Origin of the sequence: Antarcticimicrobium luteum (genome assembly GCF_004358185.1) — a bacterium.
In the GTDB taxonomy this organism is placed as follows: Bacteria; Pseudomonadota; Alphaproteobacteria; order Rhodobacterales; family Rhodobacteraceae; genus Antarcticimicrobium; species Antarcticimicrobium luteum.
In genome coordinates this window covers 1-25,379 of sequence record NZ_SMUV01000052.1, presented here as the reverse complement: position 1 = coordinate 25,379, position 25,379 = coordinate 1, and the positions used below count along the sequence as shown (strand labels likewise).

At 67.1% G+C, this 25,379-nt stretch carries 23 protein-coding genes; 13 read left to right on the top strand and 10 right to left on the bottom strand.

The window, feature by feature from the left end; genetic code table 11:
- Window positions 1–93: 93 nt before the first annotated feature.
- Both E1832_RS04970 and E1832_RS04965 read left to right on the top strand, forming a co-directional pair.
- On the top strand, window positions 94–1,101 hold the full coding sequence (locus tag E1832_RS04970; protein WP_133358629.1) for a type 2 periplasmic-binding domain-containing protein: 1,008 nt from the start codon (window positions 94–96) through the stop codon (window positions 1,099–1,101).
- A 37-nt stretch (window positions 1,102–1,138) separates the two neighbouring features.
- Entirely contained in the window at window positions 1,139–2,227 is a 1,089-nt protein-coding gene (locus E1832_RS04965) for a hypothetical protein (protein WP_133358628.1), read from the top strand.
- Between the two features lie 19 nt (window positions 2,228–2,246).
- Here E1832_RS04965 and E1832_RS04960 read toward each other — a convergent pair whose 3' ends face one another.
- The 3 genes from E1832_RS04960 to E1832_RS04950 are packed head-to-tail and all read right to left on the bottom strand — an operon-like array spanning window position 2,247 to window position 5,321.
- Window positions 2,247–2,918, bottom strand: a complete 672-nt coding sequence (locus tag E1832_RS04960; RefSeq protein ID WP_133358627.1) for a sulfotransferase family 2 domain-containing protein — start codon at window positions 2,916–2,918, stop codon at window positions 2,247–2,249.
- Window positions 2,919–2,934: 16 nt separating this feature from the next.
- A complete protein-coding gene (locus E1832_RS04955) occupies window positions 2,935–4,098 on the bottom strand; it encodes a UDP-galactopyranose/dTDP-fucopyranose mutase family protein (RefSeq protein ID WP_133358626.1) in 1,164 nt (387 codons plus the stop codon).
- A 41-nt stretch (window positions 4,099–4,139) separates the two neighbouring features.
- On the bottom strand, window positions 4,140–5,321 hold the full coding sequence (locus E1832_RS04950) for a hypothetical protein (protein WP_133358625.1): 1,182 nt from the start codon (window positions 5,319–5,321) through the stop codon (window positions 4,140–4,142).
- A gap of 226 nt (window positions 5,322–5,547) precedes the next feature.
- Between E1832_RS04950 and E1832_RS04945 the strand changes: the two genes are divergently transcribed.
- Window positions 5,548–6,567 (top strand): hypothetical protein, encoded by a 1,020-nt coding sequence (locus E1832_RS04945; protein WP_133358624.1) that lies wholly within the window; start codon window positions 5,548–5,550, stop codon window positions 6,565–6,567.
- 110 nt (window positions 6,568–6,677) lie between these two features.
- On the opposite strand, the gene E1832_RS04940 is transcribed toward E1832_RS04945, so the two are convergent.
- The 3 genes from E1832_RS04940 to E1832_RS04930 form a co-directional block, all read right to left on the bottom strand.
- Window positions 6,678–8,498: a glycosyltransferase family 2 protein gene (locus E1832_RS04940; RefSeq protein ID WP_133358623.1), complete on the bottom strand. Its 1,821-nt coding sequence runs from the start codon at window positions 8,496–8,498 to the stop codon at window positions 6,678–6,680.
- 183 nt (window positions 8,499–8,681) lie between these two features.
- Window positions 8,682–9,338, bottom strand: coding sequence for an ABC transporter ATP-binding protein (locus E1832_RS04935; protein WP_133358622.1), 657 nt, complete (start codon window positions 9,336–9,338; stop codon window positions 8,682–8,684).
- 114 nt (window positions 9,339–9,452) lie between these two features.
- Window positions 9,453–10,781, bottom strand: a complete 1,329-nt coding sequence (locus E1832_RS04930) for a KpsE/RkpR family capsule polysaccharide export protein (protein ID WP_245513832.1) — start codon at window positions 10,779–10,781, stop codon at window positions 9,453–9,455.
- A 91-nt stretch (window positions 10,782–10,872) separates the two neighbouring features.
- Here E1832_RS04930 and E1832_RS04925 point away from each other — a divergent pair, with 91 nt between their 5' ends.
- Window positions 10,873–11,706 (top strand): ABC transporter permease, encoded by an 834-nt coding sequence (locus E1832_RS04925; RefSeq protein ID WP_133358621.1) that lies wholly within the window; start codon window positions 10,873–10,875, stop codon window positions 11,704–11,706.
- Here E1832_RS04925 and E1832_RS04920 read toward each other — a convergent pair.
- Window positions 11,663–12,703, bottom strand: coding sequence for a glycosyltransferase (locus E1832_RS04920; RefSeq protein ID WP_245513830.1), 1,041 nt, complete (start codon window positions 12,701–12,703; stop codon window positions 11,663–11,665). The genes E1832_RS04925 and E1832_RS04920 overlap by 44 nt on opposite strands.
- 170 nt (window positions 12,704–12,873) lie before the next feature.
- Here E1832_RS04920 and E1832_RS04915 point away from each other — a divergent pair, with 170 nt between their 5' ends.
- Window positions 12,874–13,875, top strand: coding sequence for an NAD-dependent epimerase/dehydratase family protein (locus tag E1832_RS04915; protein ID WP_133358619.1), 1,002 nt, complete (start codon window positions 12,874–12,876; stop codon window positions 13,873–13,875).
- A gap of 178 nt (window positions 13,876–14,053) precedes the next feature.
- Here E1832_RS04915 and E1832_RS04910 read toward each other — a convergent pair whose 3' ends face one another.
- Together E1832_RS04910 and E1832_RS04905 are read right to left on the bottom strand one after the other, a co-directional pair.
- Window positions 14,054–15,205, bottom strand: coding sequence for a ParB/RepB/Spo0J family partition protein (locus tag E1832_RS04910; RefSeq protein WP_133358618.1), 1,152 nt, complete (start codon window positions 15,203–15,205; stop codon window positions 14,054–14,056).
- A 28-nt stretch (window positions 15,206–15,233) separates the two neighbouring features.
- Window positions 15,234–16,667 (bottom strand): AAA family ATPase, encoded by a 1,434-nt coding sequence (locus E1832_RS04905; protein WP_133358617.1) that lies wholly within the window; start codon window positions 16,665–16,667, stop codon window positions 15,234–15,236.
- A 382-nt stretch (window positions 16,668–17,049) separates the two neighbouring features.
- On the opposite strand from E1832_RS04905, the gene E1832_RS04900 reads away from it, so the two are divergent.
- The 5 genes from E1832_RS04900 (at window position 17,050) to rfbA (ending at window position 21,523) form a co-directional block, all read left to right on the top strand.
- The gene (locus E1832_RS04900; RefSeq protein WP_133358616.1) at window positions 17,050–18,069 is read left to right on the top strand and encodes a replication initiator protein A; all 1,020 of its coding nucleotides are present in this window, start codon (window positions 17,050–17,052) and stop codon (window positions 18,067–18,069) included.
- 120 nt (window positions 18,070–18,189) lie between these two features.
- Window positions 18,190–18,750: a dTDP-4-dehydrorhamnose 3,5-epimerase gene (rfbC, locus tag E1832_RS04895; RefSeq protein WP_133358615.1), complete on the top strand. Its 561-nt coding sequence runs from the start codon at window positions 18,190–18,192 to the stop codon at window positions 18,748–18,750.
- Between the two features lie 6 nt (window positions 18,751–18,756).
- Window positions 18,757–19,806: a dTDP-glucose 4,6-dehydratase gene (rfbB, locus tag E1832_RS04890; RefSeq protein ID WP_133358614.1), complete on the top strand. Its 1,050-nt coding sequence runs from the start codon at window positions 18,757–18,759 to the stop codon at window positions 19,804–19,806.
- Window positions 19,803–20,654, top strand: a complete 852-nt coding sequence (rfbD, locus tag E1832_RS04885) for a dTDP-4-dehydrorhamnose reductase (RefSeq protein WP_133358613.1) — start codon at window positions 19,803–19,805, stop codon at window positions 20,652–20,654. Before rfbB ends, rfbD begins: the two co-directional genes overlap by 4 nt.
- On the top strand, window positions 20,651–21,523 hold the full coding sequence (gene rfbA, locus E1832_RS04880) for a glucose-1-phosphate thymidylyltransferase RfbA (protein ID WP_133358612.1): 873 nt from the start codon (window positions 20,651–20,653) through the stop codon (window positions 21,521–21,523). The genes rfbD and rfbA overlap by 4 nt, the downstream gene beginning before the upstream one ends.
- Before the next feature lie 42 nt (window positions 21,524–21,565).
- On the opposite strand, the gene E1832_RS04875 is transcribed toward rfbA, so the two are convergent.
- Entirely contained in the window at window positions 21,566–22,690 is a 1,125-nt protein-coding gene (locus E1832_RS04875; RefSeq protein WP_133358611.1) for a polysaccharide biosynthesis/export family protein, read from the bottom strand.
- Window positions 22,691–22,813: 123 nt separating this feature from the next.
- On the opposite strand from E1832_RS04875, the gene E1832_RS04870 reads away from it, so the two are divergent.
- The 3 genes from E1832_RS04870 to galU all read left to right on the top strand — a co-directional run.
- A complete protein-coding gene (locus E1832_RS04870) occupies window positions 22,814–23,728 on the top strand; it encodes an NAD-dependent epimerase/dehydratase family protein (RefSeq protein WP_133358610.1) in 915 nt (304 codons plus the stop codon).
- Window positions 23,725–24,339, top strand: coding sequence for a sugar transferase (locus E1832_RS04865; RefSeq protein WP_133358609.1), 615 nt, complete (start codon window positions 23,725–23,727; stop codon window positions 24,337–24,339). Before E1832_RS04870 ends, E1832_RS04865 begins: the two co-directional genes overlap by 4 nt.
- A 151-nt stretch (window positions 24,340–24,490) precedes the next feature.
- Window positions 24,491–25,379, top strand: an 889-nt coding sequence (galU, locus tag E1832_RS04860; RefSeq protein ID WP_133358608.1) for a UTP--glucose-1-phosphate uridylyltransferase GalU, incomplete at its 3' end; no start/stop codon positions are given.

Genomic DNA, 25,379 nt, shown 5'->3' with positions numbered 1-25,379 from the left:
CCCGGACTGCCCCCGGTTCCGCGCAGAGCCGGACCCGCATGTCCCCGCCGGCCACGGCGTCCGCCAGGATTTCCCGAGACTAGGAGGTCGGACTTGAAACGGCTTTTTCTTCACATCGGTTTCAACAAGACCGGCTCGACCAGCCTGCAGAAGACCCTGGCCCGCAATGCCGGCGCGCTGGCAGAGCAGGGCATTCTCTACCCCTACGATCCGCAGGCCCCCTATATGCAGCGCTGGCAGCATGCGCCGCTGGCCGCCGCCGTGCCCGGGCGCACCCTGTCCTGGCTGGTGCCGAAAAAACGGGCAACCCTGACCGAGGCCTTTCCGACCCTGCGAGGCCGGCTCGAGCACGGCGCGTTCGAGACGCTGCTCCTCTCCTCGGAAGGGTTCGGCGAAACCGCCATGGGGCAGGAAAAGATCCGCTGGCTGAAGCGGCAGTTCCCCGGCTTCGATATCTCCGTCATCGCCTATATCCGGCGCCAGGACGCCTATTTCCTCTCGGCCTATCAGGAGGGGATCAAGGCCGGGCGCACCCGGCCGTTCGACTTTGCCGACCATGCCGATGCGAAGGATCTCTATTTCGGCCGCAGGCTGGCCCCCTGGCGCGCCGTCTTCGGGTCGGAGAAGGTCATCGTGCGGCCCTTCGATCCGCAGGTCTGGCCCGAGGGGGAATTGTTCTTCGACTTTCTCCGGACGATCGGCGCGGACACCGCCGCCATGACCCCCGAGCCCCCCGAGAACGAGGGGCTCGATTACCGCGCCGTCGAATTCATGCGCCAGCTCAACCTGCTCGAGTCCGGGACGCAGGCCGCCGCCCTGCCGCGGGTCAAGGCCCGGAAACTGGCCGCCACCTTCAGCCATCTTCTGGCGGCGGCGGATACCAGACGGAAAATGCAGCTCTCCTCGGAACAGGCCGAGATCCTGCGGACCCATTTTCACGACGACAACGCCACCGCGCTGGCAGGAAGCGGCATCGCCGTCGAGGCGTTCTTCCCGCCCGTGCCCCAGGGCCGCCCGGCGCGGCTGGCCCCCCCGTCCCTCGACCCGCAAGACCTGCTGCGGCTGATCGCACAGCTGTCCCCCCCTTCGCACCGGTCCTGACCCGGCCGCTGCTTCACCGCCCTCGGAAAGGCCCCCCATGCACCCCAGGCTCGTCTTCCACACCGGCAGTTTCAAGGGCGGCAGCACGGCGATCCAGTCGGCTCTGGCAAGCAAGAGCTGTGACTGCGCCGGCTGCAGCATCCTCTACCCCGGCATCAGCCCGAAAGAAGGGCCCGAAAAGACCCGCGGCCAGCACGGCTCCCTCGCCGACGCGCTGCTGCCGTCGAAGACGAAGAGACGCAGGAAACACAAGCAATTCACCCGCGTCGCCGACCACATGCGCACCATCGGGGCCGATGTCACCGTGATCTCCGCGGAGAAATTCGAATATGTCGACCCGCGGGCCCTGGAGGCCTGCATCCGGGAATATTTCCCGGACTTCGCCGATCACGTCCGGATCGTCTTCTATGTGCGCCCACATGCGGAGCGGCTGATCTCGGGCTATGCCGAACGCGTCAAACACGGGCTGTTTCTGGGCGACCTCGAAGAGCTGCACCGCAAGACCAGAACGCTGAACCGCCCCCACCAGCGGGGGTTTTTCTATCATCCGCGACTGTGGCAATGGCGCGACGTCTTCGGCAGCCGCCTGACGGTGCGTCCGATGATCCGCGATCTTCTGTTCCGCTCGGATGTGGTGGCGGACTTCTTCCAGCAGATCCTGGACGACCGCCCGTTCTCCCTGGCGCCGGCGGCGGAGAAGAACAGCTCGCCCACACTGGAGGATCTGGCGGTTGTGCGGCACTTTCACCTCACCACCCGCGACCTTGGCCTGCCGCCCCGGCTGCAGGAACGGTTCGGCCTGAAACTGGCCCAGGCCCTGACCAGCCCGGCTCACCCCGGCGGCACCAGGCTGGCCCTGCACCGCAGCCTCGCCGAAGACGTGCTCGCCACCTATCACGAGGATGCCGCCGCGCTGGACCGGGACTTCTTCACCGACAGCCCCATGCAGACCGCCCTGCGCCGGGCCCTGGAGGGCGCGATCCCGGAGCCGCAGGCGATCGACGCGGCCCGGCATCTGGATGCCGGCCAGATGCGTCAGGTCACCGCCTGGGCCCGGACCTCTGCCGACATGCTCTCCAGGAGCCACCCCGACGACGCCTCAGGCGGCGACAGAGGCACCGACTGAGGCACCGGTCCGCCGTTCCTCACACCCGGTCGTAGCCGAAGGCCTCGAAATCGCGGGCGTAGAATTCGTTCAGCGCCGCGATCGCCTCGGAGCCCAGCCGCGCCACCTCATAGCCGTCCGCGACCGCGCCCCCCTCGGTCGGGTTCGCCCGCTGCCGCGCCATGTCCGGCAACCAGCCCGCCACCGGCGTGCCCTGCATGCTCTCGAGGTGTTCCAGCCGGAACACGTGGTTGGCCCATCGGTGCCCGTCGAGATTGACGAAATTGCACTGCAGGCGGAAATGCACCAGCCTGTGATCGTTCTCCACCGGATGCGGCTGCAGGGCAGTGACCGCAAAGCTCGCCGCCACCCGATAAAAGGCCTCCGGATCGGCCAGCACCGCGGCGCGCATATGGGGTGTGCCCAGTTTCAGATGCTGCGAGACCGCCGAGAGATACCGGTGATAGGGGTTCCGGACAAAGGCGAACTTCAGGTAATCGCGCACCTCGCGGAAGGCTTTGGGAAAGAACCTGCGCATCTGAAACGGGGTGATATGGGCCATGTCGATGACCTTGCCGGCGTCATTCACCGTCTTCCACTCGAAAAAGAAATTGTCCCGCGTGTCATATTTCAGCAGCGCGTTGTGGCTGCTCATCCCGCCGCATTTCGGGTTGTGGATAAAGACGAATTTTTCCGTGTCGGATACGATCATGCTGTCCGCCCCCGCCTCACAGCGGCGCCGTGAAGAACGCCGGGGCCGTCTCGCCCTTGTCCAGACAGGCGACGAACCGGCGCGCGGTGTCCAGCGCCTCGCGGATGGTCACGTCCATGTCGAGATAGCGATAGGTGCCCAGACGGCCGACAAAGGTGACGCCGGAGGTCGCCTCGGCCAGCGTCACATAGTCGGACAGCAGCGCCTTTTCCGCGACCTGGCGGATCGGGTAATAGGGGATGTCCTGCGGCTCTGCCGCGCGGGAGAACTCGCGGTAGAGCACCGATCCCTCATGGCTTTCCCAGGGGGCGAAATGCTTGTGCTCGGTGATCCGGGTATAGGGCACATCGACCTCGCCGTAATTCATCACCGCGCAGCCCTGGTAATCGCCTTCATAGGTGAAGCGTTCGAAATCCAGCGTGCGATACCCCAGCCGCCCCAGCTCGTAGCCGAACCAGCCATCCAGCGGGCCGGAATAGAACACATGGTCATAATCGCCGGCCTGGCTCCGGTCGAAAACAGTCTCTAAATGGACCGTTATGCCCGGATGATCGAGGATCTTGCCGATCAGCGCGGTATAGCCGTTCTCGGGCATGCCCTGGAACTTGTGAAAGAAATAGTTGTCGTCGTAGTTGAAGCGCACCGGCAGCCGCTTGAGAATGCTCGCCGGCAGCTCGGAGGGGTGACAGCCCCATTGCTTCATCGTGTAGCCCTTGAAGAAGGCCTCGTAGAGGTCGCGGCCGACGAACCGCATCGCCTGCTCCTCGAAGGTCTGCGGATCGGCGATTCTGGTATCGGCCTGTTCTCCGGTGATGAAATCATGCGCCTCGTCCGGGCGCAGGGTCTTGCGGAAGAACTGGTTGATGGTGTGCAGGTTCACCGGCAGCGAGAACACCCCGAGCTCGCCTTCGGGATCGCGCGAGGTGGTCTTCACCCGGTTCTTGTAGGGCAGGAAGGTCTCGAACCCGTTGACATACTCCCAGACCTCCGCGTCGTCGGTGTGAAAGATGTGCGGCCCATAGACATGCACCATCACCCCGGTGTCCGCGTCGCGCTCGGTATGGCAATTGCCGCCGATATGGCTCCGGCTGTCGACCACGGTGACCTGATGCCCCGCCTCGGCCAGATGCCGCCCGATCACCGCGCCGGAGAGCCCCGCGCCAACCATGAGAAAATTCATCGCAATCCGTCCCCGTTCCCGCGCCCGGCCCCCCCGGGCGTCTATTCCTCAGTCGTCCCCGTCGCCGGGGCCAGTTCCCTGACCAGCTCGTCGAGCAGCGTCCAGACCCGGGCCGCGTTCTGACGCAGCACCTGCGGCTTCTTCTGGTCCTCGATCCGGTCCTGCCGCTGGCCGGTGCGGCGCTGATACTCCAGCCGCCAGCCCCGCGGCTCGGCCTTGACCAGCGCGGCGATCTCGCCGGCGATGTCTTCCATCCGTTGCAGCTGCGCCTCGGAGTAATAATCGAGCGGCTCCAGGCTCTGCCCTTCGGCCGCGCCGGTCCCGACCGCCTCCTCCAGCGCCGCCACCATCAGCGACCGGCCGAAGAACACCTGATCCAGCTGTTGCGCATCCTCGAGGAACAGCGCGTGCAGCGCCTGCGCATGGGCGCGGCTCAACACTATCCTGGTCCGATACCGCCGCGGCTGCCCGGCCAGGGCGCGGCCGATGGCGCCGCCCAGCGACAGCCGCAGGAAGTCGGGCACCTCGTCGGCGACCAGACGCCCCTGTACCCGCCGCATCGCCGCCACCTCTTCGAGCGCGAGCGATTCATTGGTGCTGGGGATCGCCTCGAGGCTGAAGGGCGCGCCCTGCAACGCGGTATGAAAGAAATCGCTGACCACGTCGCCGTCCCGCATCTCTTCGCGCAGGAACGGGCGCAGGGTGAACCGGTCGCCGAAGGCCTCATGCCAGCGCAGAAAGCGCGGCGCATACTTCAGCATCCGGCGTTCGCGCTGACCGGCGATGCTCTGATCCAGGGTGCCCAGCTCGGTGCCGGTCTTGACCCGCTGCGCATAGCCCGACAGCGCCCGCCCGGCATGTGGGCGCACATAGGCGATGATCCGCGCGGTATCGGTATATTGCGGCATGAATTCATCCAGCGCCTTGATCAGGGCCTTGGGCGGCACCGAGCTGAAGAATTCCGCCGAGATCAGACCCAGATCGGCGTCATTGGTCCGGGCCCATTCCGCCTTTTCCGAGAACAGCTTCCGGCGCCGCGTCAGGCGCTTCTCCGGCGTGCCCTTGTTCGGGTTGATCGCATTGGCCAGGGCGCTGGCGTTCAGTTCGGGCTGGCTGACATAGCGGACCCCTTTGGACCGGCAGGCCCTTGCCTGCATCGCCTTCTGGATCGAGGAGGAGCCGTTCTTGGGGTCGCCGATGTGAAATACGAGGGTCTTGATCATGGCCGGCCTTGGAAATGCAGTCATGCCGGTCTTAGTGCATGCGATCCGGCGCCGCCACCCTTCTTTGATCCGGGTGCTCCGGCCGGCGATGCGCGGGGGCGCAGGGGCCGGAAACACGGCGGGTCAGACATGTTTTGCTTTGATCCTTCCCCGGAAATGGGGGTAAGGAACCGGTCAAGAGGACGCGGCCGCGTTCCGCGAATTCAAGTGACCAGAGGCCTTCAAGTTGACACGTAGACTCATTCTTCACATCGGCGCCCACCGAACCGCCACCTCGGCCCTGCAAGCCTTTCTTTTCGAAAATTTCCAGCCGCTGAAACAAAAAGGGTTTTTCTACCCGCTCAAGGTCCGCCGGCACCTGAAACTGATGAACCAGATCTTCAACGGGACCCGGAAGGTCGAAAACGTCGCCCGGATCCTCACCGAGCGCGCCGACAAGCAGCCGCAGGACATCCACACGCTGATCCTGAGCGACGAGGATATCTGCATGCGCCGCGACCTGGGCGTGCTGGCCAAGTTCCGCGACAGCTTCGACGTCAAGGTCGTCTTCACCCTGCGCCGTCAGGACATCTGGCTGGAAAGCTGGTTCTTCCAGAACATCAAGTGGCAGTGGAACGAGAAGCTGAGCCATTGCACCTTCGATGAGTTCATGGACATGCGCGGGGATTTCCACTGGATCCACTACGACCGCTATGTGCGCCATCTCGAAGGGTTGTTCGGGCGCGACAACATCATCCTCAACATCCACGAGAAGGGGCAGATGCCCGATGGCCCGATCGAGGCCTTCTGCGACCGCATCGGCCTGACCGACCGCACCGGATTCGCGCCGGCGGCCCATATCAACGAAAGCTTTTCACCGCAGATCTCGGAATTCATGCGCCGCCTGCCGCTGGACGCGGCGGAGACCGGCTACCGCGGCCGGCTGACCGCCGTCTGCGCCAAGATCGACCGCGCCCTGACCGGCGGATCGAAGCAGTCCGAGCGGCTGATGCCGCATGACCAGCGGACGGCCCTGATGGCGGAATACGAGGCTGGCAACCGCGCCATCGCGCAGCGCTATTTCGACCGCGATACGCTGTTCTCCGACCCCCTGCCCGGGCCGGACGCGCCGCTGGCCAGGATGGCTCTGCCCGCCGACAGCGACCGGCTGATGACGGACTACATCGTCCCCCTGATCGCCGGGATCATCGCCGATCACGAAAAGCAAAAGGAAAAGGAAAAGGCGCGCGCGGCGCAGGCGAAATAGGTTTCATGCGCCTTTCGTGACACGGGCGGTCGGCCGCCCCCGGTGTCTTCGTGTCTTCGCAGACCCTTTTCAGAGTCTTTTTCAGGCTCTGATACGGGCGAAGATGCCCCTCAGGACCCCTCCGCCCCGGCCCCTTCCATCCTCAGCTTGGCCCGCCAGTAGCCCTCGCCGGTCATCTGCTCATAGCCCTTGCGGTAGCGTGTCAGCAGCCGCGGATAGCGCAGCAGGAAGGCCAGCGCCAGCGCGGTGAACCGGGCGGCCTCGCGCAGGAACGCCCGCTTGGAATGGCGCACCGTATAGCATTGCCGCCGATCGGCGCTGAGATAGGTGATCTCGGCCGCGCCCCAGCTCCAGCCGACCTTGCCGCGATCCTCGGCGCGCAGCACGATGCGACCGCCCCATCGGGAAAAGAACGGCAGCAGATGGCCGTTCAGGGTGAGTTTCATCAGCGTCCGCATTAGCCGCCCCCGCGGCGCCCTACGGATCCGCTCTTCAGGCAGATGCCCCGGCGCCGCCGTCCAGGCCTCCTGCCTGGTCAGCGCCTTGAGGTCGGCGCGGCGCTGCGCCATGTCGGCGTTGGCGTCGAAGAACTCGGGCCCCTTCATCACATCCGCCAGCGCCAAGTTGATCGCCGCCAGCGTCTCGTAATGCATCCTGGGCAGGTTGCGCAGAAAGAACCAGACCGCGATCTTCAGCGTGCGCAGCGCGCCGATCTCCATCTCCGGCAGGCTCAGGTGGTGCGCCATGTGGCTGCGCAGGTCGAGATACCAGGTCAGCGGGCTTTCCTTGTCGGTGAAACTGTCCTGGAAGGAGACCACGCCGTTGAGCCGGACGATGTTGAACTCATGCACCAGGCTGAAGCTGACATCGTCGCCGCGCACGAAGAAGGGGAACGGCTGATGCGCCACCCTGTCGACCGGAAAGGCGAAATACCACCAGCCGCCATAGAGCTTGTCCGGCGCCGGCCCGGTGGTGTCGAATTCCATGGCGAAACTCTGGCCCGTATTGCGCAGGTCGGTGCCCATGTGCTGGGGCAGGCAGCGGCTGTCGAACAGCGCCCCGTTCTCCCAGATCGCCCAGCGGTGCGAGGCGTTGATCATCGCGCCGGCCACCGCGGTGGCCGGATCGGTCGCATAGGCCAGCATCCGCCAGGTGCGGTCCAGGCTCTCCATATGCACCGAGGCGTCGTCATCCATGAACAGGCAATGGCTCGCCCCGCTGTCGCGCGCCGCCAGCAGCCCGCGGGAGAACCCCCCTGCCCCGCCCAGGTTCTCGTTCGGGATCACCGTCACATGGGAACTTTCGGGGATCTCTACGCTCTGGCCGTTGTCGACCACGGTCAGGCGGATGTGATCCCTCAGCGGCGATGCGGCGATATAGGTCTCGAAGCGGCGCACCGTGCGCTCCACCGCCGCCTCGCGCCTGAAGGTGGTGATCGACAGCATCAGCTCGGGGGTCCGCCGCGGCGCCTCCGCGGTCTGCCACTGCGCCCCGCTCAGCCGCCCCTCTTCCAGGGCGATGAGCTCGAAGAAGATCACCCCCTGGCCCGCCTCCAGGTCCAGCAGCGGTGACAGGTCGAGCACAAAGGGCGCCTCGGGATCGAGTGTGATCACATCGTTGCAGATCCGCTCCCAGGAGCGGTGCGGAAAGGCCAGCATCACCGCCAGCTCGAACCGCCCCTCGCCCTCGAGCGCCAGGCGCAGATCGCGCAATCCGCACTGCTGCCGCCACTTGCCGATGTTGAACAGGTTGAACCAGGTGTCGAACAGCGCCCGCCCGCCGACGGCAAAGCGCAGCTCGTGGCGGCGCTCCGACAGGCCCGCGGGCCCGCTCAGGCGGACATAGAGATCGCGTTCGGTGCAGATCCCCTGTTCCGGCCAGATCAGGCTCTGCAAGGTGGTCACTGCCTGGGGGGGGGCCTGGTCCTGCATGTGTCGGTGTCCTCTGATCTGCCGGTGATCTGCCGGCGCACGCCGCCGGGGCGGCCGCGCCGCCGCCCTCTTACTGGAGCCGGGATCGGCGGCGCAACTCCCGATCGCCGCGCGCCGGCACGGGGCGCGCGGGCGGCGATGAAAATGCAACGGCGGCCGGGGCCGGGGCGCCGGGGCGCCGTATCAGGCCGCCATGATCGCCTCATGCACCGCGATCGCCTCCTCGAGGTCGTCGAAATACTGCATCTGGCCGTTCTCCAGCACGATGCCGGCATCGCAGAACTGCCGGATCTGGCCCATCGAGTGGTTGACCATGATCGCGCTCGAGGTCTGCATCCGGTCGGCGAAGACCGCGCGGCTCTTGCGCTTGAAGCTGGCATCGCCCACCGCGGTCACCTCGTCGACCAGATAGGTGTCGAAATGGATCCCCATCGAGGCGCCGAAGGTCAGCCGCGATCTCATCCCCGAGGAATAGCTGCGCACCGGCATGTAGAAGAATTTGCCCAGCTCGGCGAAATCCTCGACAAAATCCAGCAGCCCGTCGGTGTCCACCCCGTAGATCCGGGCGATGAAGCGCACGTTCTCGGCGCCAGTCAGATCCTTGTGAAACGAGCCGCCGAACCCCACCGGCCAGGAGATCGAGCCGTCGGTGACGATGCGGCCCGAATCCGGGCGCATGGTGCCGGCGATCATTTCCAGCAGCGTCGACTTGCCCGCCCCGTTGCGCCCCAGCAGCGCCAGCGACTTGCCGGTGGGCAGGGTCAGGTTCAGATCGTCGATCACCACCTTGCGCTCGCCGCGCAGGCGGAAGCTCTTGGTGAGGTGCTCGAACCGGATCACCGGCGCCCCCTTCCGGCCCGCCGGGGACCGGCGGCGGCGTGCCGCGCCAGGCCCGAAAGACTCTGCGGCGCAGGTTTCTGTCTCATCATGCCCCCAGGCTCTCCTCTGCCGCGCTCAGCTCCGGTCGCGGATCGAGTAATAGATCAGGGCGCCGATCGACCAGATCAAGAGCAGGAACAGCCCCATCAGCCCGGCCAGGATCCCGCGCTGGGGATATTCCGCCTCCTGCGCCAGGGTCGGCTTGATATAGGTGGCCAGATAGCGGCTCTGACGGGCGGCGTCCTCGCGCGCCACCTCCAGCGCGGTCAGCGCCGCGCGATAGGTTTCCTCGGCATATTGCAGGTCCACGTTCAGGCTCTCGAACTCGGCGATCAGGGTCGGGTAATCCTCGCCCACCGCGCCGGTATCGGTGTTCTCGCTGGTAAAGGTCTGCCGCTCGATCCGGATGCGGTCGCGGATCACGTCGATGCGCTGCTGCGCCTTGGTCAGACGCGGATCGGTGTCGCCGGTGGTGCCGCGCAGCAGGTCGTATTCGATCAGCGCCGCGGCCAGCTGCTGCTGCAGGTTGTTCATCACCCCCATGCGGCCCTGGATATCGGCCGCCGGGTCGACGATCCGGGTGCGGGTGCGGAACCGGGTCAGCGCCTCGCGCGCGCCCTTCAGCCGGGCGATGGCCTTGTCCAGATCGTCGCGGGCATAGCGCATCGCATCCTCGCGCGCCTGGTTGTTCAGCGCGTTGATCCGGTCCTGGCTTTCGCTCAGGATGGCGGTTGTCACCGCCCGGGCGATTTCCGGATCGAAGGCCTGGGCCCGCACCTCGATCAGCCCGGTGCCGGAATCATAAGAGATGCCGACGATGCGCTGCCAGTACCAGACCAGATCCTCCAGCGTGGCGTCGGGCCAGAGCGCAAAGGCCCAGTCCCCGGGCCAGGGCGCGCCGTAATGGGCGCGCAGGTCGATCCGGGCATCGACCGCCTCGACCATCTCCTGGCTCTGGATGAATTCATAGAGAATGTCGCTGTCCGAGGCGGTCGAACCGCCGGCGAATTGCGCCAGCCCGCCCAGCAGCTCGGTGGCGCCGCCGCTTTCCTGGCTGCGCACGGTAAAGCCGGTGGTCGACATGTACTGATCGCTGGCCTGGGTCCAGAGATAGAAGACCGTCGCCACCAGCGGGGCCAGCACAATCAGCACGAAGCTGGCCAGCAGCCCCCAGTGACGTTTCTTCAGCCGGGCCGGCCGCGCGATCGGCTGCACCGCCACCGGGGCGGGCTCGGCCGCCATCCCCGACTTGCCCGCCTTTCCGGCGTTTTTCCGGCCGGTTTTCCGGCCTGTGCGTCCGCCCGGTTTCGCGCGGGCCAGGGCCTGCGCCCCGGCGGGCATGTCGAGCTCCGAAGGAGCCTCTGCCTCCGAAGACGGATCGGCAAGGGATGTCTTGTCGTTCATGGCGGCCTGTCCCGGCGCGAAGCCGTTTGATCTTCTTTCCTGTTTCTTACATAACAGCCAGGATAAACGCCAGTATCGGAACGCTTTTTCAATGGCCGCCCTGCCCCCCCCGGCGCTCCCCGCCCAGCCCTCTGCGCCGCCCCCCGCCCAGGCCGGCCCGCGCCGCTTTGCGACGCTGCGCACGGTGTTCGCGCTGATCCTGCGCGAAATGTCCACCAGCTATGGGCGCACCCCGGGCGGCTATGCCTGGGCGATCCTGGAACCCCTGGGCGCGATCCTGGTGCTGAGCGTGGGCTTCTCGCTGGTGATCCGCACCCCGCCGCTGGGAACCAGTTTCATCCTGTTCTACGCCACCGGTTACATGCCTTTCGACCTGTATCAGACACTGGCAAACACGATCGGCAAGGCGATCAATTTTTCCAAGCCGCTGCTGAAATACCCCGCCGTCACCTGGCTCGACGCGGTGCTGGCCCGGTTTCTGCTCAACAGCCTGACCGGGATTCTGGTGACCATCCTGCTGATCGCCGGCATTCTGGCGGTGATCGACAGCCGCACCGTTCTGAACCTGCCGCCGGCGGTCGAGGCGATGGGGCTGGCGATGCTGCTGGGACTGGGGGTGGGGATGATGAACTGCGCCATCATGGGGCTGTTTCCGCTGTGGGAGACGATCTGGTCGATCATCACCCGGCCGCTCTTCATCGCCTCCGGGGTCTTCTTTCTCTACGACACCATGCCACCGCTGGCCCAGGAGATCCTGTGGTACAACCCGCTGCTGCATATCACCGGGCTGATGCGGACCGGCTTTTACGCCACCTACACCGCCTCGTACGTCAGCCATGTCTACGTGCTGGGGGTCTCGCTCGCCCTGCTGGCGATGGGGCTCATCCTGATGGGGCGCTATCACCGCGAGATTCTGAACCGCTAGGCTCCCCGCCCGGCGAGTCGCCGGGGAGCGCGGCCCCGGCCAGCGCCAGCACCTCTCCATGAGGGCGGTGCGCCCGGCCCCGCAGCCCGTCGGCCACCGCCCGGCCCAGCAGGCGCAGGAAGGTGATCCGCTCGCCCGGATGGTGGCACAGTTTCAGCAGCCATTTCGGCAGCACCATCAGCAGCGCCGGCCAGAACAGCCGCCCCGCCGCCATGCGGTAGAGGAACAACAGGTTGCGGTGATAGTAATAGACCTTCCACAGCGGCCGGAACTGGCCGCCCTGAAGCGTCGAGCAATCGTGTTCGAAGGCGATGGCCGGTGCAAACCGGATGCGCCCGCCCGCCTTGCTGAGCGCGAGGGTGAAAATGCCGTCCTCGCCATAGACGAAGAGCCGCCCGTCCGGATACCCCGCCAGTCCGATGGCGGCGCGCGACACGAAGAGCCCGACGAAGGAGGCGACATCGACCCAGCGCCCCTCCCCGCGGTAATCGTCCGGCGCGATGTGAAAGCCGCCGCGGCCGCGCAGCAGGGTGCCCAGGAAGGCGCCCCCGTGCCAGAACGGGTTGCGCGAGGGGCGGTTCATCTCGCAGATGCGCCCGTCGGGGAAATAGACCGCCGCCGCGACGGCGTCGCAGCCGGTCTTGTCCGCGGCGTGAAAGGCGGCCAGCGCGCCGGGGGCGGGGCGGGCATCGTCGTCCATCACCACCATCCAGTCGGGATCGAAGCGTTCGGAGGCCAGCCGCATGCCGGTCTCGAAGCCGCCGGCGCCGCCCAGGTTCTCGGCGCTCGTCATCACCACCAGCCGGGGGTCGGGCTGTGCCGCCAGCCAGGCCCCGGTGCCGTCGGTGGAGGCGTTGTCGATCACCACCACCGCCTGCAGCTCGGCCTGCGGGCTCTCCAGCAGCCGCGCCAGCACCGCCCTGAGCTTGTCCAGCCGGTTGTAGGTGACCACCACCGCCACCAGGCTCTGGGGCTCTCGGATCTGCTCTTCACTCACGGGGCGTGCGCCTCTTGCTTGCCTGCCTGCCTGAAGGGACCGGTTTTGACTATCGGGACCAGGCATTGACGCCGCAAAACTCACAATTCGGCGCCGGTGTCAAATCCGCGTCGGATCCGCCGCCGCCGAACCTGTTTGACAGCCGCGCCCCGCTGCGCCACCAAGGCGCCATGCGCAGCGCCCTCATCACCGGCTCGGCCGGCTTCATCGGCTATCATCTCTGCGCCCGGCTGCTGGCCCAGGGCTGGCAGGTGACCGGGCTCGATTGCCTGTCCGATTACTATGACGTCGAGCTCAAGCGGCGGCGTCACGCGCTGCTGGAAACCGATCCGAACTTCACCCCGGTGATCGGCAGGCTGGAGGATCCCGGCCGGCTGAAGACCCTGATGCGGGACGCGGCGCCAGACCTGGTCATCCACCTGGCCGCCCAGGCCGGGGTGCGCCATTCGATCGAGGCGCCGCGCGACTATGTCGAGGCCAATCTGATCGGCACCTTCGAGCTTCTGGAGGCGGCACGGGCGCATCCGCCCGGGCATCTGCTGCTGGCCTCGACCAGCTCGGTCTATGGCGCCAACACGGACATGCCCTATGGCGAGCGGGACAAGGCGGATACGCAGATGTCCTTCTATGCCGCCACCAAGAAGGCGACCGAGGCGATGGCGCATTCCTATGCCCATCTCTATCGCCTGCCCACCACCATGTTCCGCTTCTTCACCGTCTACGGCCCCTGGGGCCGGCCGGACATGGCGCATTTCAAGTTCACCCGCGCGATCCTGCGCGGCGAGCCGATCGACGTCTATAACCACGGGAAAATGCAGCGCGATTTCACCTATATCGACGATCTGGTGGACGGCATCCTCGGGCTGGCCGGGGCGGTGCCGGGGAACACGCCGGTCTCGGCGCAGGACAGCCTCAGCCCGGTGGCGCCGTTCCGCATCGTCAATATCGGCGGCAGCAAGCCCACCGCGCTGATGGAGTTCATCGCCGCCATCGAGGCCGCCTGCGGGCGCGAGGCGTCGATGGTGATGCACCCGATGCAGCCCGGCGACGTGCCGGCCACCTGGGCCGATACCCGGCTTCTGACCGAGCTGACCGGCTATGCGCCGAAGGTCGGGGTGGAGGAGGGGCTGCGCCGCTTCGTCGCCTGGTACCGGGACTATTACCGGCTGTGAGCCGCCGGGGCACAGGAGACAGCCCGGAAGATGGGGCATGCGATGTTTCGCGCACGAAACAATAGGTAATTATTACTGACCTATTTTCGGCCACCGATTTCACGGCAAAATCCCGTCTCCGGGGACATGACCGCAAAAGGTTTCGCGCGCGAAACAGAACGGCAGAGAGTCTGACCTGTCAGTCGTCCCGCTGCGCGAGCCAGAGCTGCAGCGCCTCGAACAGGCTCTGATCCACGCCCTCGCCGCTCAGGTCGATCCGGCCGCGGGCGCGGTCAAACCTCAGCTGCACCCCCGGCGCGGCCAGGACCGAGCGCGGCGCAGAGGGCAGCGGCCCCGTATAGGTGTCGCTGATATCTGTCTCTGATCCTGATTTAGAGTCTTTTTCCCGGGCCGTCCCGGGGCGCGGATCAGGGGATGGTTCGGCGGATGCTTCGGCAGAAACTTCGGCGGGCACTTCGGGGCTCAGGACCGGGGCAGGGGGAGCCGCCGCCTCTGCCAGGATCCGCAGTTCCGCCTCGGCGCTGCCTGCCTGCGCCGCAGCGAGCCGCGCAGTCAGCCGCGGGGCCAGGCCCGGATCCTCGGTCAGCGCCCGGGTCAGGGCCAGCCCCAGCTTTTCGGGAATCGCGGTGGGAAAGCGCAGCGCCGGGTCCAGCGCCTCGACCAGCGCCATGAAGCTGCCGATCTTGGAGCGTTTGGCGCGCGGCGCCGCGTTGTAGAGACTGAGCAGCGCCGCGCGGCGGCTGTCGTAGACGCCCTCCTCCACCGCGCGCAGGGCGATGCGGGCGCGCTCGTAATGGCTGAGGTTGACCCGGATCTCGTTCTCTTCGACCATCGCCACATAGGCCGCCTGGGCGCTGCCGGGATCGACCACCAGCGCGCGGACCGAGGCAAAGCGCGGGTCGTTCGTCCGTTCATAGAGTCTGGTCAGCGCGGTCAGCCGCCGCCAGCCGGAGATCAGCCCGTGGGTCCGGCCGCCCTGCGGATCGGGCAGGCGGACCACCTCGATCGGCGTCTGCTGGCCGCGCGCCTCGAGGCTGGTCATCAGGGCGGTCATCTCGTCCTCGTCCTGCACCATGCGGTCGCGCACCAGATGCCCGATGTCGATCGCACCGAGCGGCAAAAGCTCCAGCATCAGACCCTGTGCGCGGGCCGCCTCCACTTCGGCGGCGAGATCGGCCAGCGCGGCGCGCGCCGAGGCGTCGCCGCTGACCTGAGCGATCGGGGCGGAAGCGGTGCCCGCGTCGGCGCCGATTCCCGGACCGGTGAGGCGCACCGGCGCGGACTCGAGGTAATGGGCCTGGGCCGGGGTCAGTCGCCTGCGTTTCGCCATGTCCTGTCTCCTTGTCGCGCCGGCTGTGTCAGCTTGCGGTTAAGCCCGGCTCAACGGGGCGCGCGGCGGCCTCTGCCTTTTCGGCCTCTCGCATTGCCCGCTCCTCGCGCCGCCAGACACCGGTCAGCAGGCGTTTGAAGGCGGCATAGGTCTCGTCGAAGGTCTCGCGGCCGCGGGCGTAGGTCTCGCGGTTGAAATCGCGGTAATCGGCCTCGTAGATGCCCGAGACCTGCTCGCCGGCCTGGCCGATCAGCGCGGTGAAATCCTGCCGGTGCGGCGACAGCGTGCGGCCCAGATAGGCCTGGATCAGCGCCGAGAGCTCGCCCTGCTGGGCGCCGTCGAACCGGGTGATCACCGCCCGCACCGCGTCCCATTCGAAGGCCAGCCCGGGCCGGCCGAGCGCGCGGGCGGCGATGTTCTCGCCCTCCTCGATGGAGGCGAAGGTGGAATGCAGCATGTCGAAGAAGCGCCCCGTCGAATCGAACTCGAGAAAGGACGCGCCGAAGGGCACCAGCAGGATGTCGGCCGCGGCCAGCCCGTTGATGGTCAGGTACCCCAGCGCCGGCGGCGTGTCGATGAACACCACGTCGTAGCGCTCCAGCACCCCGTCGGCCGCCAGCCGGTCGGTCAGCGCATCCCACAGCTTCCAGCCGCGCGCCTGCATCCGCCAGACCGGGATCTGGAACTCGGCCCAGTAGAGGTTCAACTGGGCGCCTATCAGGTCGATGTTGGGCCAATGGGTGGACTGGATCACGTCCCCGGCGGTCATGTCCATCGCCGCGCCCAGGGTATCGTCGAGCGGCAGCGGCGCCTCGCCCCGGTCGAGCCGGCGCTGGTTGTCGGCGCGCAGATGCTCGCCGTAGTGGCGGGCCAGAAGCGGAAAGGCGGTGCGCCATTCATCCTCGACCGTGCCGCCGAAGATCGAGGTCATGGAGCCCTGGCTGTCGAGATCGATCACCAGCACCCTGTAGCCGTCGAGCGCCGCCGACATCGCCAGATGCGCCGCCGTCGAGGTCTTGCCGACGCCGCCCTTGAAGTTGGCCACCGCGACGAGTTTCGCCGGCAGCCCCTCGGGGCGGTAGGGCAGGTAGTTCTTGGCCTTGGACCCCTGCGCGGCGAAGAAGGCGCGCAGCCGCAGCACCTCGTCGAGCGAGAACCATTTGGCGCCGCCCTCGGTCTCGGACCGGCCCTGCGGCAGCTCGGGGTTCTGTTTCAGCACGCGGCGGAAATGGGCGCTGGCCACCGGGATCAGATAGCGGGTGATTTCCCAGGTGGAGAACAGCCGCAGCTGCTTGCGCCCGGCCTCGTCCATGCCCCGGCTGGCCAGATCGGCCCGCCCCCGCGCGCAGGCCTCGGCGATGGCGGCGAAACCGGCGGTGTCGGTGGCGCTGTCCAGCTCCTCCAGCGCCGCGTCGGGATCGATGTTGAAATAGGGCGGCAGCGCCGCGCTGTCTTTTGCCATAAAGAAAACCGCTCGATATGCCGTGTTTTTGGCAGAATATCACAAAACGCCGCACATGGAAGCAAAAGGCGCACAATACCTTTTTTTCTAAGCAAATTCAGGGGGTGGGCTCCGGGCGCGCGGGCGGGGAGCCGGGCGTCTTGATTTTTTTGCTCTGTTATTTTTGTGTTATTTTATAGTTACGCAGTCACAGCCTGCCAGATAAGACGCTGTTGACAAAGGGCTTTCGGCGATCTCTGGGGGCGGTTGTGAATCCGAACCCCCGATGATCCGACTCTGAACCCCCGATCATCCGATTCCGAACCCCCGTTGCGGCAGCCTGTGGATAACCCTAGGCTGGGCGTCATTGAAACCACGATAAAACGCGAGTCGGAAACCGACCATGAGCAGTGCGATCAGCAGCGGGGCAGGGGGGCTGTTGCCCGACCGTCACCGGCAGGGGGATTTCTTCCTCTGCGATATCTTCGACGCGATTCCCAAGGACGATCTGGCCAGCATGGAACATCCGCTGTTCTCGCTCGCCACCCGGCCCGACCGGAGGATCCTGTCCTATGCCCACAACGGGGTGGAGATCACCGTGACCCCGAGCGTGAAGGGGCTGGCCACGATCCATGACAAGGACATCCTGATCTTCTGCATCAGCCAGCTGATGGCGGCGATCAACGCCGGCCGGCAGGTCAGCCGCACGCTGCATCTGAAGGCGCATGATCTGCTGATGGCCACCAACCGCGAGACCTCGGGGGATGCCTACCGGCGGCTGCGCGAGGCCTTTGAGCGGCTGGCCGGCACCCGCATCACCACCAATATCGTTACCGGCGCGCAGGAGACCACCAGCGGCTTTGGCCTGATCGAGGCCTGGGAGATCGTGCGCAAGACGCGCGGCGGGCGCATGGTTTCGGTCTCGGTCACGCTCAGCGACTGGCTCTATCGCGCGGTGCTGTCGAAATCGGTGCTGACGCTGTCGCGCGACTACTTCCGGCTGCGCAAGCCGCTGGAGCGGCGCATCTACGAGCTGACCCGCAAGCATTGCGGCCGGCAGGAGGGCTGGACCGTCTCGGTCGAGACGCTGCTGAAGAAATCCGGCTCGGCCAGCCCGCGCCGGGTGTTCCGGCGCATGCTGCGCGACATGATCGCGGCCGATCATCTGCCCGATTACGCGATGGAGGAACTCGACGGCGACCTGATCCGCTTCACCCCCAGGGACCGGATGATCGAGGCGCCGGCGACCCCGCCGCGGCTGAGCGAAGCGGCGCTGGAGCGGGCGCGGGTGCTGATGCCGGGCTGGGACGTCTATGCGCTGGAGGCCGACTGGCGCGCGGTCTGGGCGCGCTCCGGCGCGCCGCGGCTGCGCAGCCCCGACGCGGCCTTTCTGGGCTGGGTGGGGAAACGTCGGGAACGGTGAATGTTTTAAGTTGGCCTCGTGACGCCAGATCGTTAGACCGGCGGTGCGATGCGGGGGGGCGCTGGCCCGCTCCCGGCCCCGGCGCTGAGGGCGGTGACACTGAAACAGAGTTTGAATTCCATGCAGATTGAAGAGACATTTATTTCCGGCCTGAAAATTCTGATCCCTGACCGGTTCGGCGACGCCCGCGGGTTCTTTTCCGAAAGCTGGAATCGGCGCCGGATGGCCGAACAGGGGCTCGATCTGGATTTCGTGCAGGACAACCATTCGCTGTCGGCCGCCCCGAACACCGTGCGCGGGCTCCATTTCCAGGCCCCGCCGCATGCTCAGGCCAAGCTGGTGCGCTGCGGGCGCGGGCGGCTCTATGACGTGGCGGTGGATGCGCGCCGCGGCAGCCCGACCTACGGGCGCTGGTTCGGTGTGGAGCTGAGCGCGCAGAACGGCAAACAGATGCTGATCCCGGCGGGCTTTCTGCACGGCTTTGTCACCCGGGAGCCGGAGACCGAGATCCTTTACAAATGCACCGACTACTACGCGCCCGAGTGCGACGGGGCGGTGCGCTTCGACGATCCGGATATCGGTATTGACTGGGGTCTCACCGGCGATGCGATGCTGTCGGGCAAGGATGCCGCCGCCCAGAGCTTTGCGGCGTTCGACAGCCCGTTCGTTTTTGAAGGGTAAGACATCATGAAACTTCTTGTTACCGGGGGGGCCGGTTTCATCGGATCGGCGGTGGTGCGCCAGGCCGTGGCGCAGGGCCATGAGGTGGTCAACCTCGATGCGCTGACCTATGCCGCCTGTCTCGACAATGTCGCCAGCGTCGCCGCGAGCCCGCTCTATGCCTTCGAGCAGGTCGATATCCGCGACGCCGCGGCGGTGGAGGCGGCCTTCGCCAGGCACAGCCCCGACGCGGTGATGCATCTGGCCGCCGAGAGCCATGTGGACCGCTCGATCGACGGGCCCGGCGTGTTCATCGAGACCAACGTGATGGGCACCTACAACCTGCTGCAGGCCGCCCGCGGGCTGTGGGAGGACAAGGGCCGGCCGGAGGGGTTCCGCTTCCACCATATCTCGACCGACGAGGTCTTCGGCTCGCTGCCCGCCGACAGATCGGTGAAATTCACCGAGGACACCCCATACGATCCGCGCAGTCCCTATTCGGCCTCCAAGGCCAGCTCCGACCATCTGGTGCGGGCCTGGCACGAGACCTATGGGCTGCCCGTCGTCCTGACCAATTGCTCGAACAATTACGGGCCCTATCACTTCCCGGAAAAGCTGATCCCGGTGATCATCCTCAATGCGCTCGCGGGCAAGCCGCTGCCGATCTACGGCGACGGCTCGAACGTGCGCGACTGGCTCTATGTCGAGGATCACGCCGACGCGCTGCTGACCGTGCTGCAAAGGGGGCGGGTGGGCCGCTCCTACAACATCGGCGGCGAGAACGAGCGCAGCAACCTGGAGCTGGTGCAGACGCTTTGCGGCATTCTCGATGAGCTGCGGCCGAAACCGGCGGGCTCCTATGCCGATCAGATCAGTTTCGTCACCGACCGGCCGGGCCATGACGCGCGCTATGCGATCGATCCCACCCGCATCCGCGACGAGCTGGGCTGGCGGCCCAGCGTGACGGTCGAGGAGGGGCTGCGGCGCACCGTGCAGTGGTATCTGGGCAACGAGGCCTGGTGGCGGGCGCTGCAGGACCGCGCCGGCGTCGGCAAGCGGCTGGGAGTGACGGCGTGAGCCTGCTCGTCTTCGGCCAGACCGGGCAGGTGGCGCGCGAACTGCAGCGTCTGGCGCCGGAGGCGCGGTTCCTGTCGCGGGCCGAGGCCGATCTCTCCAATCCCGCGGCCTGCGGCGAAGCGATCCGCGCCTGCGATGCCACCGCGGTGATCAACGCCGCCGCCTATACCGCCGTCGACAAGGCCGAGCAGGACGAGGCGCTTGCCACGGTGATCAACGGCGCCGCCCCCACGGCCATGGCGCGGGCTTGCGCCGAAAAAGGCGTGCCGTTTCTGCATATCTCGACCGATTACGTCTTTGACGGCTCCGGCACGGCGCCCTGGCGGCCCGAGGAACCGGTGGCGCCGCTCAACGCCTATGGCCGCTCCAAGCTGGCGGGCGAGGAGGGGGTGCGGGCCGCCGGCGGCACCCACGCGATCCTGCGCACCTCCTGGGTGGTGTCGGCGCATGGCACCAATTTCATTCGGACCATGCTGCGGCTGTCCGAGACCCGCGACGCGCTGAGCATCGTCGACGACCAGATCGGCGGGCCGACCCCGGCGGCCGATATCGCCGCCACCCTGCTGAAGATGGCGGCGGCGATGGGCGGCGGCCAGGCCGGGGGCACCTATCATTACGGCGGGGTCCCGGCGGTCAGCTGGAAGGACTTCGCCTGCGAAATTTTCGCGCAGGCGGGCCGCGCGGTGGCGGTCAGCGGCATTCCCTCATCCGATTATCCGGTCCCGGCGCGCCGGCCGCTCAATTCGCGGCTCGATTGCACCGGGATCCAACGCGATTTCAATATCGACCCGCCGGACTGGAAGGCCGGGTTGGCACGTATTCTGAAGGAGTTGGACGCAGTCACATGACCAAACGCAAAGGTATCATTCTTGCCGGCGGTTCCGGCACGCGGCTTTATCCGATTACCATGGGGGTGTCGAAACAGCTGCTGCCGATCTATGACAAACCGATGATCTATTACCCGATCTCGGTGCTGATGCTGGCGGGGATCCGCGAGATCTGCATGATCACCACGCCGCAGGATCGCGCGCAGTTCGAACGCAGCCTCGGCGACGGCAGCCAGTGGGGCATCTCGCTCACCTATGTCGAACAGCCCAGCCCCGACGGTCTGGCCCAGGCCTATATCCTGGCCGAGGAGTTCCTGGCCGGCGCGCCCTCGGCGATGGTGCTGGGCGATAATATCTTCTTTGGCCACGGGTTGCCGGACCTGATGGCCGAGGCGGACCGGCAGGCCGTGGGGGGCACCGTCTTCGGCTATCACGTCTCGGACCCGGAGCGCTATGGCGTGGTCGATTTCAACGCCGACGGCGCCGTCCGGGCGATTATCGAGAAGCCGGCGGTGCCGCCGTCGAATTATGCGGTGACCGGGCTCTATTTCCTGGATGGCAGCGCGCCCGAACGGGCCCGTGCGGTGCGCCCGTCGGACCGCGGCGAGCTGGAGATTACGACGCTGCTGGAACTGTATCTGGCCGACGGCCTCCTGACCATGAAACGGATGGGCCGCGGTTATGCCTGGCTCGACACCGGGACCCATGGCAGCCTGCTCGATGCCGGAAATTTCGTGCGCACCTTGGAAAAACGCCAAGGCCTGCAGACCGGCTGCCCGGAGGAGATCGCCTATCAGCAGGGCTGGATCTCGGCCGAGGAGATGGCGGCGCGGGCCGAGTTGTTCAAGAAGAACGGCTACGGACAGTATCTGGCCCGGTTGCTGGGCTGAGACGAAACGCCGGACCGGGGCCCGGTCCGGCCCCGGTTCCGGTCAGAGCACACCGGCGCGGCTGAACACCCCGAAGAAGTTGCCGATGATGTTGGAGATCGTCAGCGCGTCGTTGATCGGCGATTCGGTGGCCACCACCAGATCGCCCGGGTTGATCAGGAAGTTGCGCGCCGAGAACAGCCCGTCGGCGCTGGTCAGATCGACGGTGAACACCACCCGCGTCTGGCGCGGCCCGCGCTGGCCGGGACGCACCGCGGTGTCGGGATATTCGCGCAGCACCAGCAGCCCCTGCGGATCGGCCTTGCTGTCATTCACCCCGCCCATGATCGCGACCGCGTCCATCGCCGAGACATCGTCTTTGCGGAACCGGTGCAGATCCTCGGTGCCCGAGGCCCCGAAGGAGAGGAAATAGCGGGTGTCGGCCTCGACGAAGACCTGATCGCCGCCGCGCAGGCGGGTGTCGAGCCGGGGATTGTTCAGCAGCGTGTCGACCGAGGTGCCGTAGATGGCGCCGCCGCGCATCAGCCGGATCTGCGGGTTGACCAGGCTTTCGTTCACCCCGCCGCCGGCGGCCAGCAGGCCGAGCACGGTATAGTTGCGGTCGGGCATCGGATAGCTGCCGGGGCGGCCGACGCCGCCGACCAGATCGACTGAATTGGCCCGCCCTTCGGCCATGTTGAGCTGCACCTGGGCCGAGGGCACGATTGCCTCCAGCGCGCCTTGCAGCTCGGCCCGGGCCAGGTCCGGGGTCAGCCCGGTGACGGTGATGTCGCCCACATAGGGCACGAAGATGGTGCCGTTGGCGGCGACCTTGACCGCCTCCAGGCTGGTCTCCTTCTGCTCGGGCGCGGTCAGCAGCGAATTGTCGGAACTGTCCCAGATGCGGATGGTGAGCAGATCGCCGGGCTGGATGATCTGGGTGCCGGGGCCGCGGCTGGTGCCGATCCAGCCCAGCCGTTCCTGCGGCCCGGTGGCCGGCCATTGCGCCACCGTCGGCAGAAACGCGCGGGTGACCTCGTAGACGGCGAACTCCGGGGTCTCGTCGGAGGACTGGCGCAGCACCTCTTCGCGCACCGGGGCACCGCCGGGCAGCCGGCCGCGGGCGGTGCAGCCGGCGGTGAGGGCGACGAGCCCCAGGATCACGAGAAGGTTGAGAGCTGTGCGCATATGCCTGGGGCCTGTCCGTTCAGGGAAATCCGTATCGTTGGAAAACCGTTGCAATTTCCCGGGTGCAAGATACTGCCAGCCTGAGGGCGGTCAACCGTTACGGCAAGGTGCGGAGGAACGAAGATGGATTTTCCGCGGATTCTGGTGCTGGGGGCCACCGGGCGGCTTGGCGCGATGCTGCGCCGGCGCTGGCCCGCGGGGCAGGGGCTGTGGCAGGCCCGCCCGGACGCGCAAACCGGCCAATCCGCGCCCCAATCCACGCCCCGGGTCGCGGACCAGGGCGCGGATTGGCTGCGGCTCGACCCGCTGAGCGATTCGGCGGCGCTGGCGGCGGCGGCGGAACGGGCGGCAGCGATTTTGTGCCTGGCCGGCGTCACCCCGGCGGCGGCCGCGCGGGGGGCCGATCTGGGCGATAATGCCGCCCTGGGGCTGGCCGCGGTGCGCGCCGGCGCAAAAGGAAACAGCGGGGCCGGGGCGCCGGTGCTGCTGGCCTCCTCGGCCGCCGTCTACGGCGCCCAGGGCGGGCTTTTGTCCGAAGCCGCCCGGCTTGCCCCGGTCAATGACTACGGCCGCGCCAAGGCGGAAATGGAGATCCGCGCCGCCGCCCTGGGGGCGGAGCTGGGCGTTCCCGTCACATCGCTCAGGATCGGCAATGTGGCCGGGGCCGATGCGATCCTCGGCGGCTGGCGGCCGGGTTTCACGCTTGACCGCTTCGCCGACGGGCGCACGCCGCGGCGCAGCTATATCGGCCCGGCGAGCCTGGCGGATGTGCTGGCGGCCCTGGCCGGCCGCGCGGCGCGGCGCGGCGATCTGCCGGGCTGTCTCAACATCGCCGCGCCCGGCACGGTGGAGATGGGCGCGCTGCTCGACGCGGCCGGTCTGGTCTGGACGCCGCGCCCGGCACCGGCGGGGGCGATCCCGGAGGTGGCGCTGGACGTGGCGGCGCTGGGGCGGCTGGTCGCCCTCGACCCGGCGGCCGGGACGGCGGAGAAGCTGGTTGCCGAATGGCGGGCTTTGGCGCAAAAGCCGGCCCCATGACCTGGCGCAAACGCATCTTCGATCTGGTCTTCGCCTCGCTGCTGGTGGGGATCCTCGGACCCGTCCTGCTGGGGCTGCTGCTCTGGCTGTTGTGGAAAGAGGGGCGGCCGCTGTTCTATGTGGCCGAGCGGATGAAGGGGGTGGATGAGCCCTTCATGCTGTGGAAGCTGCGCACCATGCGCGTGGTGCAGACCGATACCGGGGTCTCGGGCGGCGACAAGGCGGCGCGCATCACCCCCACCGGGGTCTGGCTGCGCGCCCGGCGGCTGGACGAGCTGCCGCAGCTGTGGAACATCCTGCGCGGCGATCTGAGCTTTGTCGGGCCGCGCCCGCCGCTGCGCGAATATGTCGAGCGCCACCCGGAGATCTACGCCGAGGTGCTCAAATCGCGCCCCGGGGTCACCGGGCTGGCCTCGATCGCCTATCACCGGCACGAGGCGGCGCTGCTGGCGCGCTGCGAGACGCCGGAAGAAACCGACGCCGTCTATTCCCGCGTCTGCGTGCCGATGAAGGCGCGGCTGGACCTGATCTATCAGCGCCATCAGGGCGTCTGCTACGATTTCGACCTGGTGTTCCAGACCATCGGAAACCTGTTTCGCCGGGATCGGTGAGCGGGTTTTGAGCGGGCGGGAAAAGGCCGACCCGGCCGGGCCCGCGGGCGGGGCGATTGCGTCGCGGCGGGCCGGGGGCTACACATCGGGAACCCGGCGGGGAGATTTTGGTACCGCCGGGGCGGGGGACAGTATTTGAATTGAGGATTTCATGCGCAAGAAAGTGACGAAGGCGATTTTTCCGGTCGCGGGTCTGGGGACACGGTTCTTGCCGGCGACGAAGTCGGTTCCCAAGGAGATCATGACGCTGGTTGACCGTCCGCTGGTGCAATACGCGATCGACGAGGCGCGGGCGGCGGGGATCAAGGAATTCATCTTCGTGACCTCGCGCGGCAAGTCGGCGCTGGAGGATTACTTCGACCATTCGCCGATGCTGGAGCACCAGCTGAAGAAGAAGGGCAAGACGGCGCTTCTGGAGGAGCTGCGGGCGACCAACATGGACTCGGGCGAGATCGCCTATGTGCGCCAGCACCAGGCGCTGGGTCTGGGCCACGCGGTGTGGTGCGCGCGGCGTCTGATCGCCAACGAGCCCTTCGCGGTGATCCTGCCGGACGACGTGATCGCGGCGGAGACGCCCTGCCTGAAACAGATGATCGAGGCCTACGAGGAGACCGGCGGCAACATGGTGGCCGCGATGGAGGTGCCGCCGGAGAAGGCGAGCGCCTATGGCGTGCTGGACGTGGCCGAGGACATGGGCCAGGTGGTGCGGGCGCGCGGCATGGTGGAAAAGCCCGAGCCGGGGACGGCGCCGTCGAACCTGGCGGTGATCGGGCGCTACATTCTGGGCCCCTCGGTGCTGCGCAACCTGAACCGGATGCGCACCGGGGCGGGGGGCGAGATCCAGCTGACCGACGCGATCGCCGAGGATCTGGCGAACGACGTGCCGGTCTATGGCTACCGGTTCCGCGGCCAGCGCTTCGACTGCGGCTCCAAGGCCGGGTTCCTGCAGGCCACGGTGGCCTTCGCGCTGGCCCGCGACGACCTGCGCGAGGAGCTCTCCCGCTATCTCGCCGAGGTCGTCCAGATCGACAAGGCCGCAC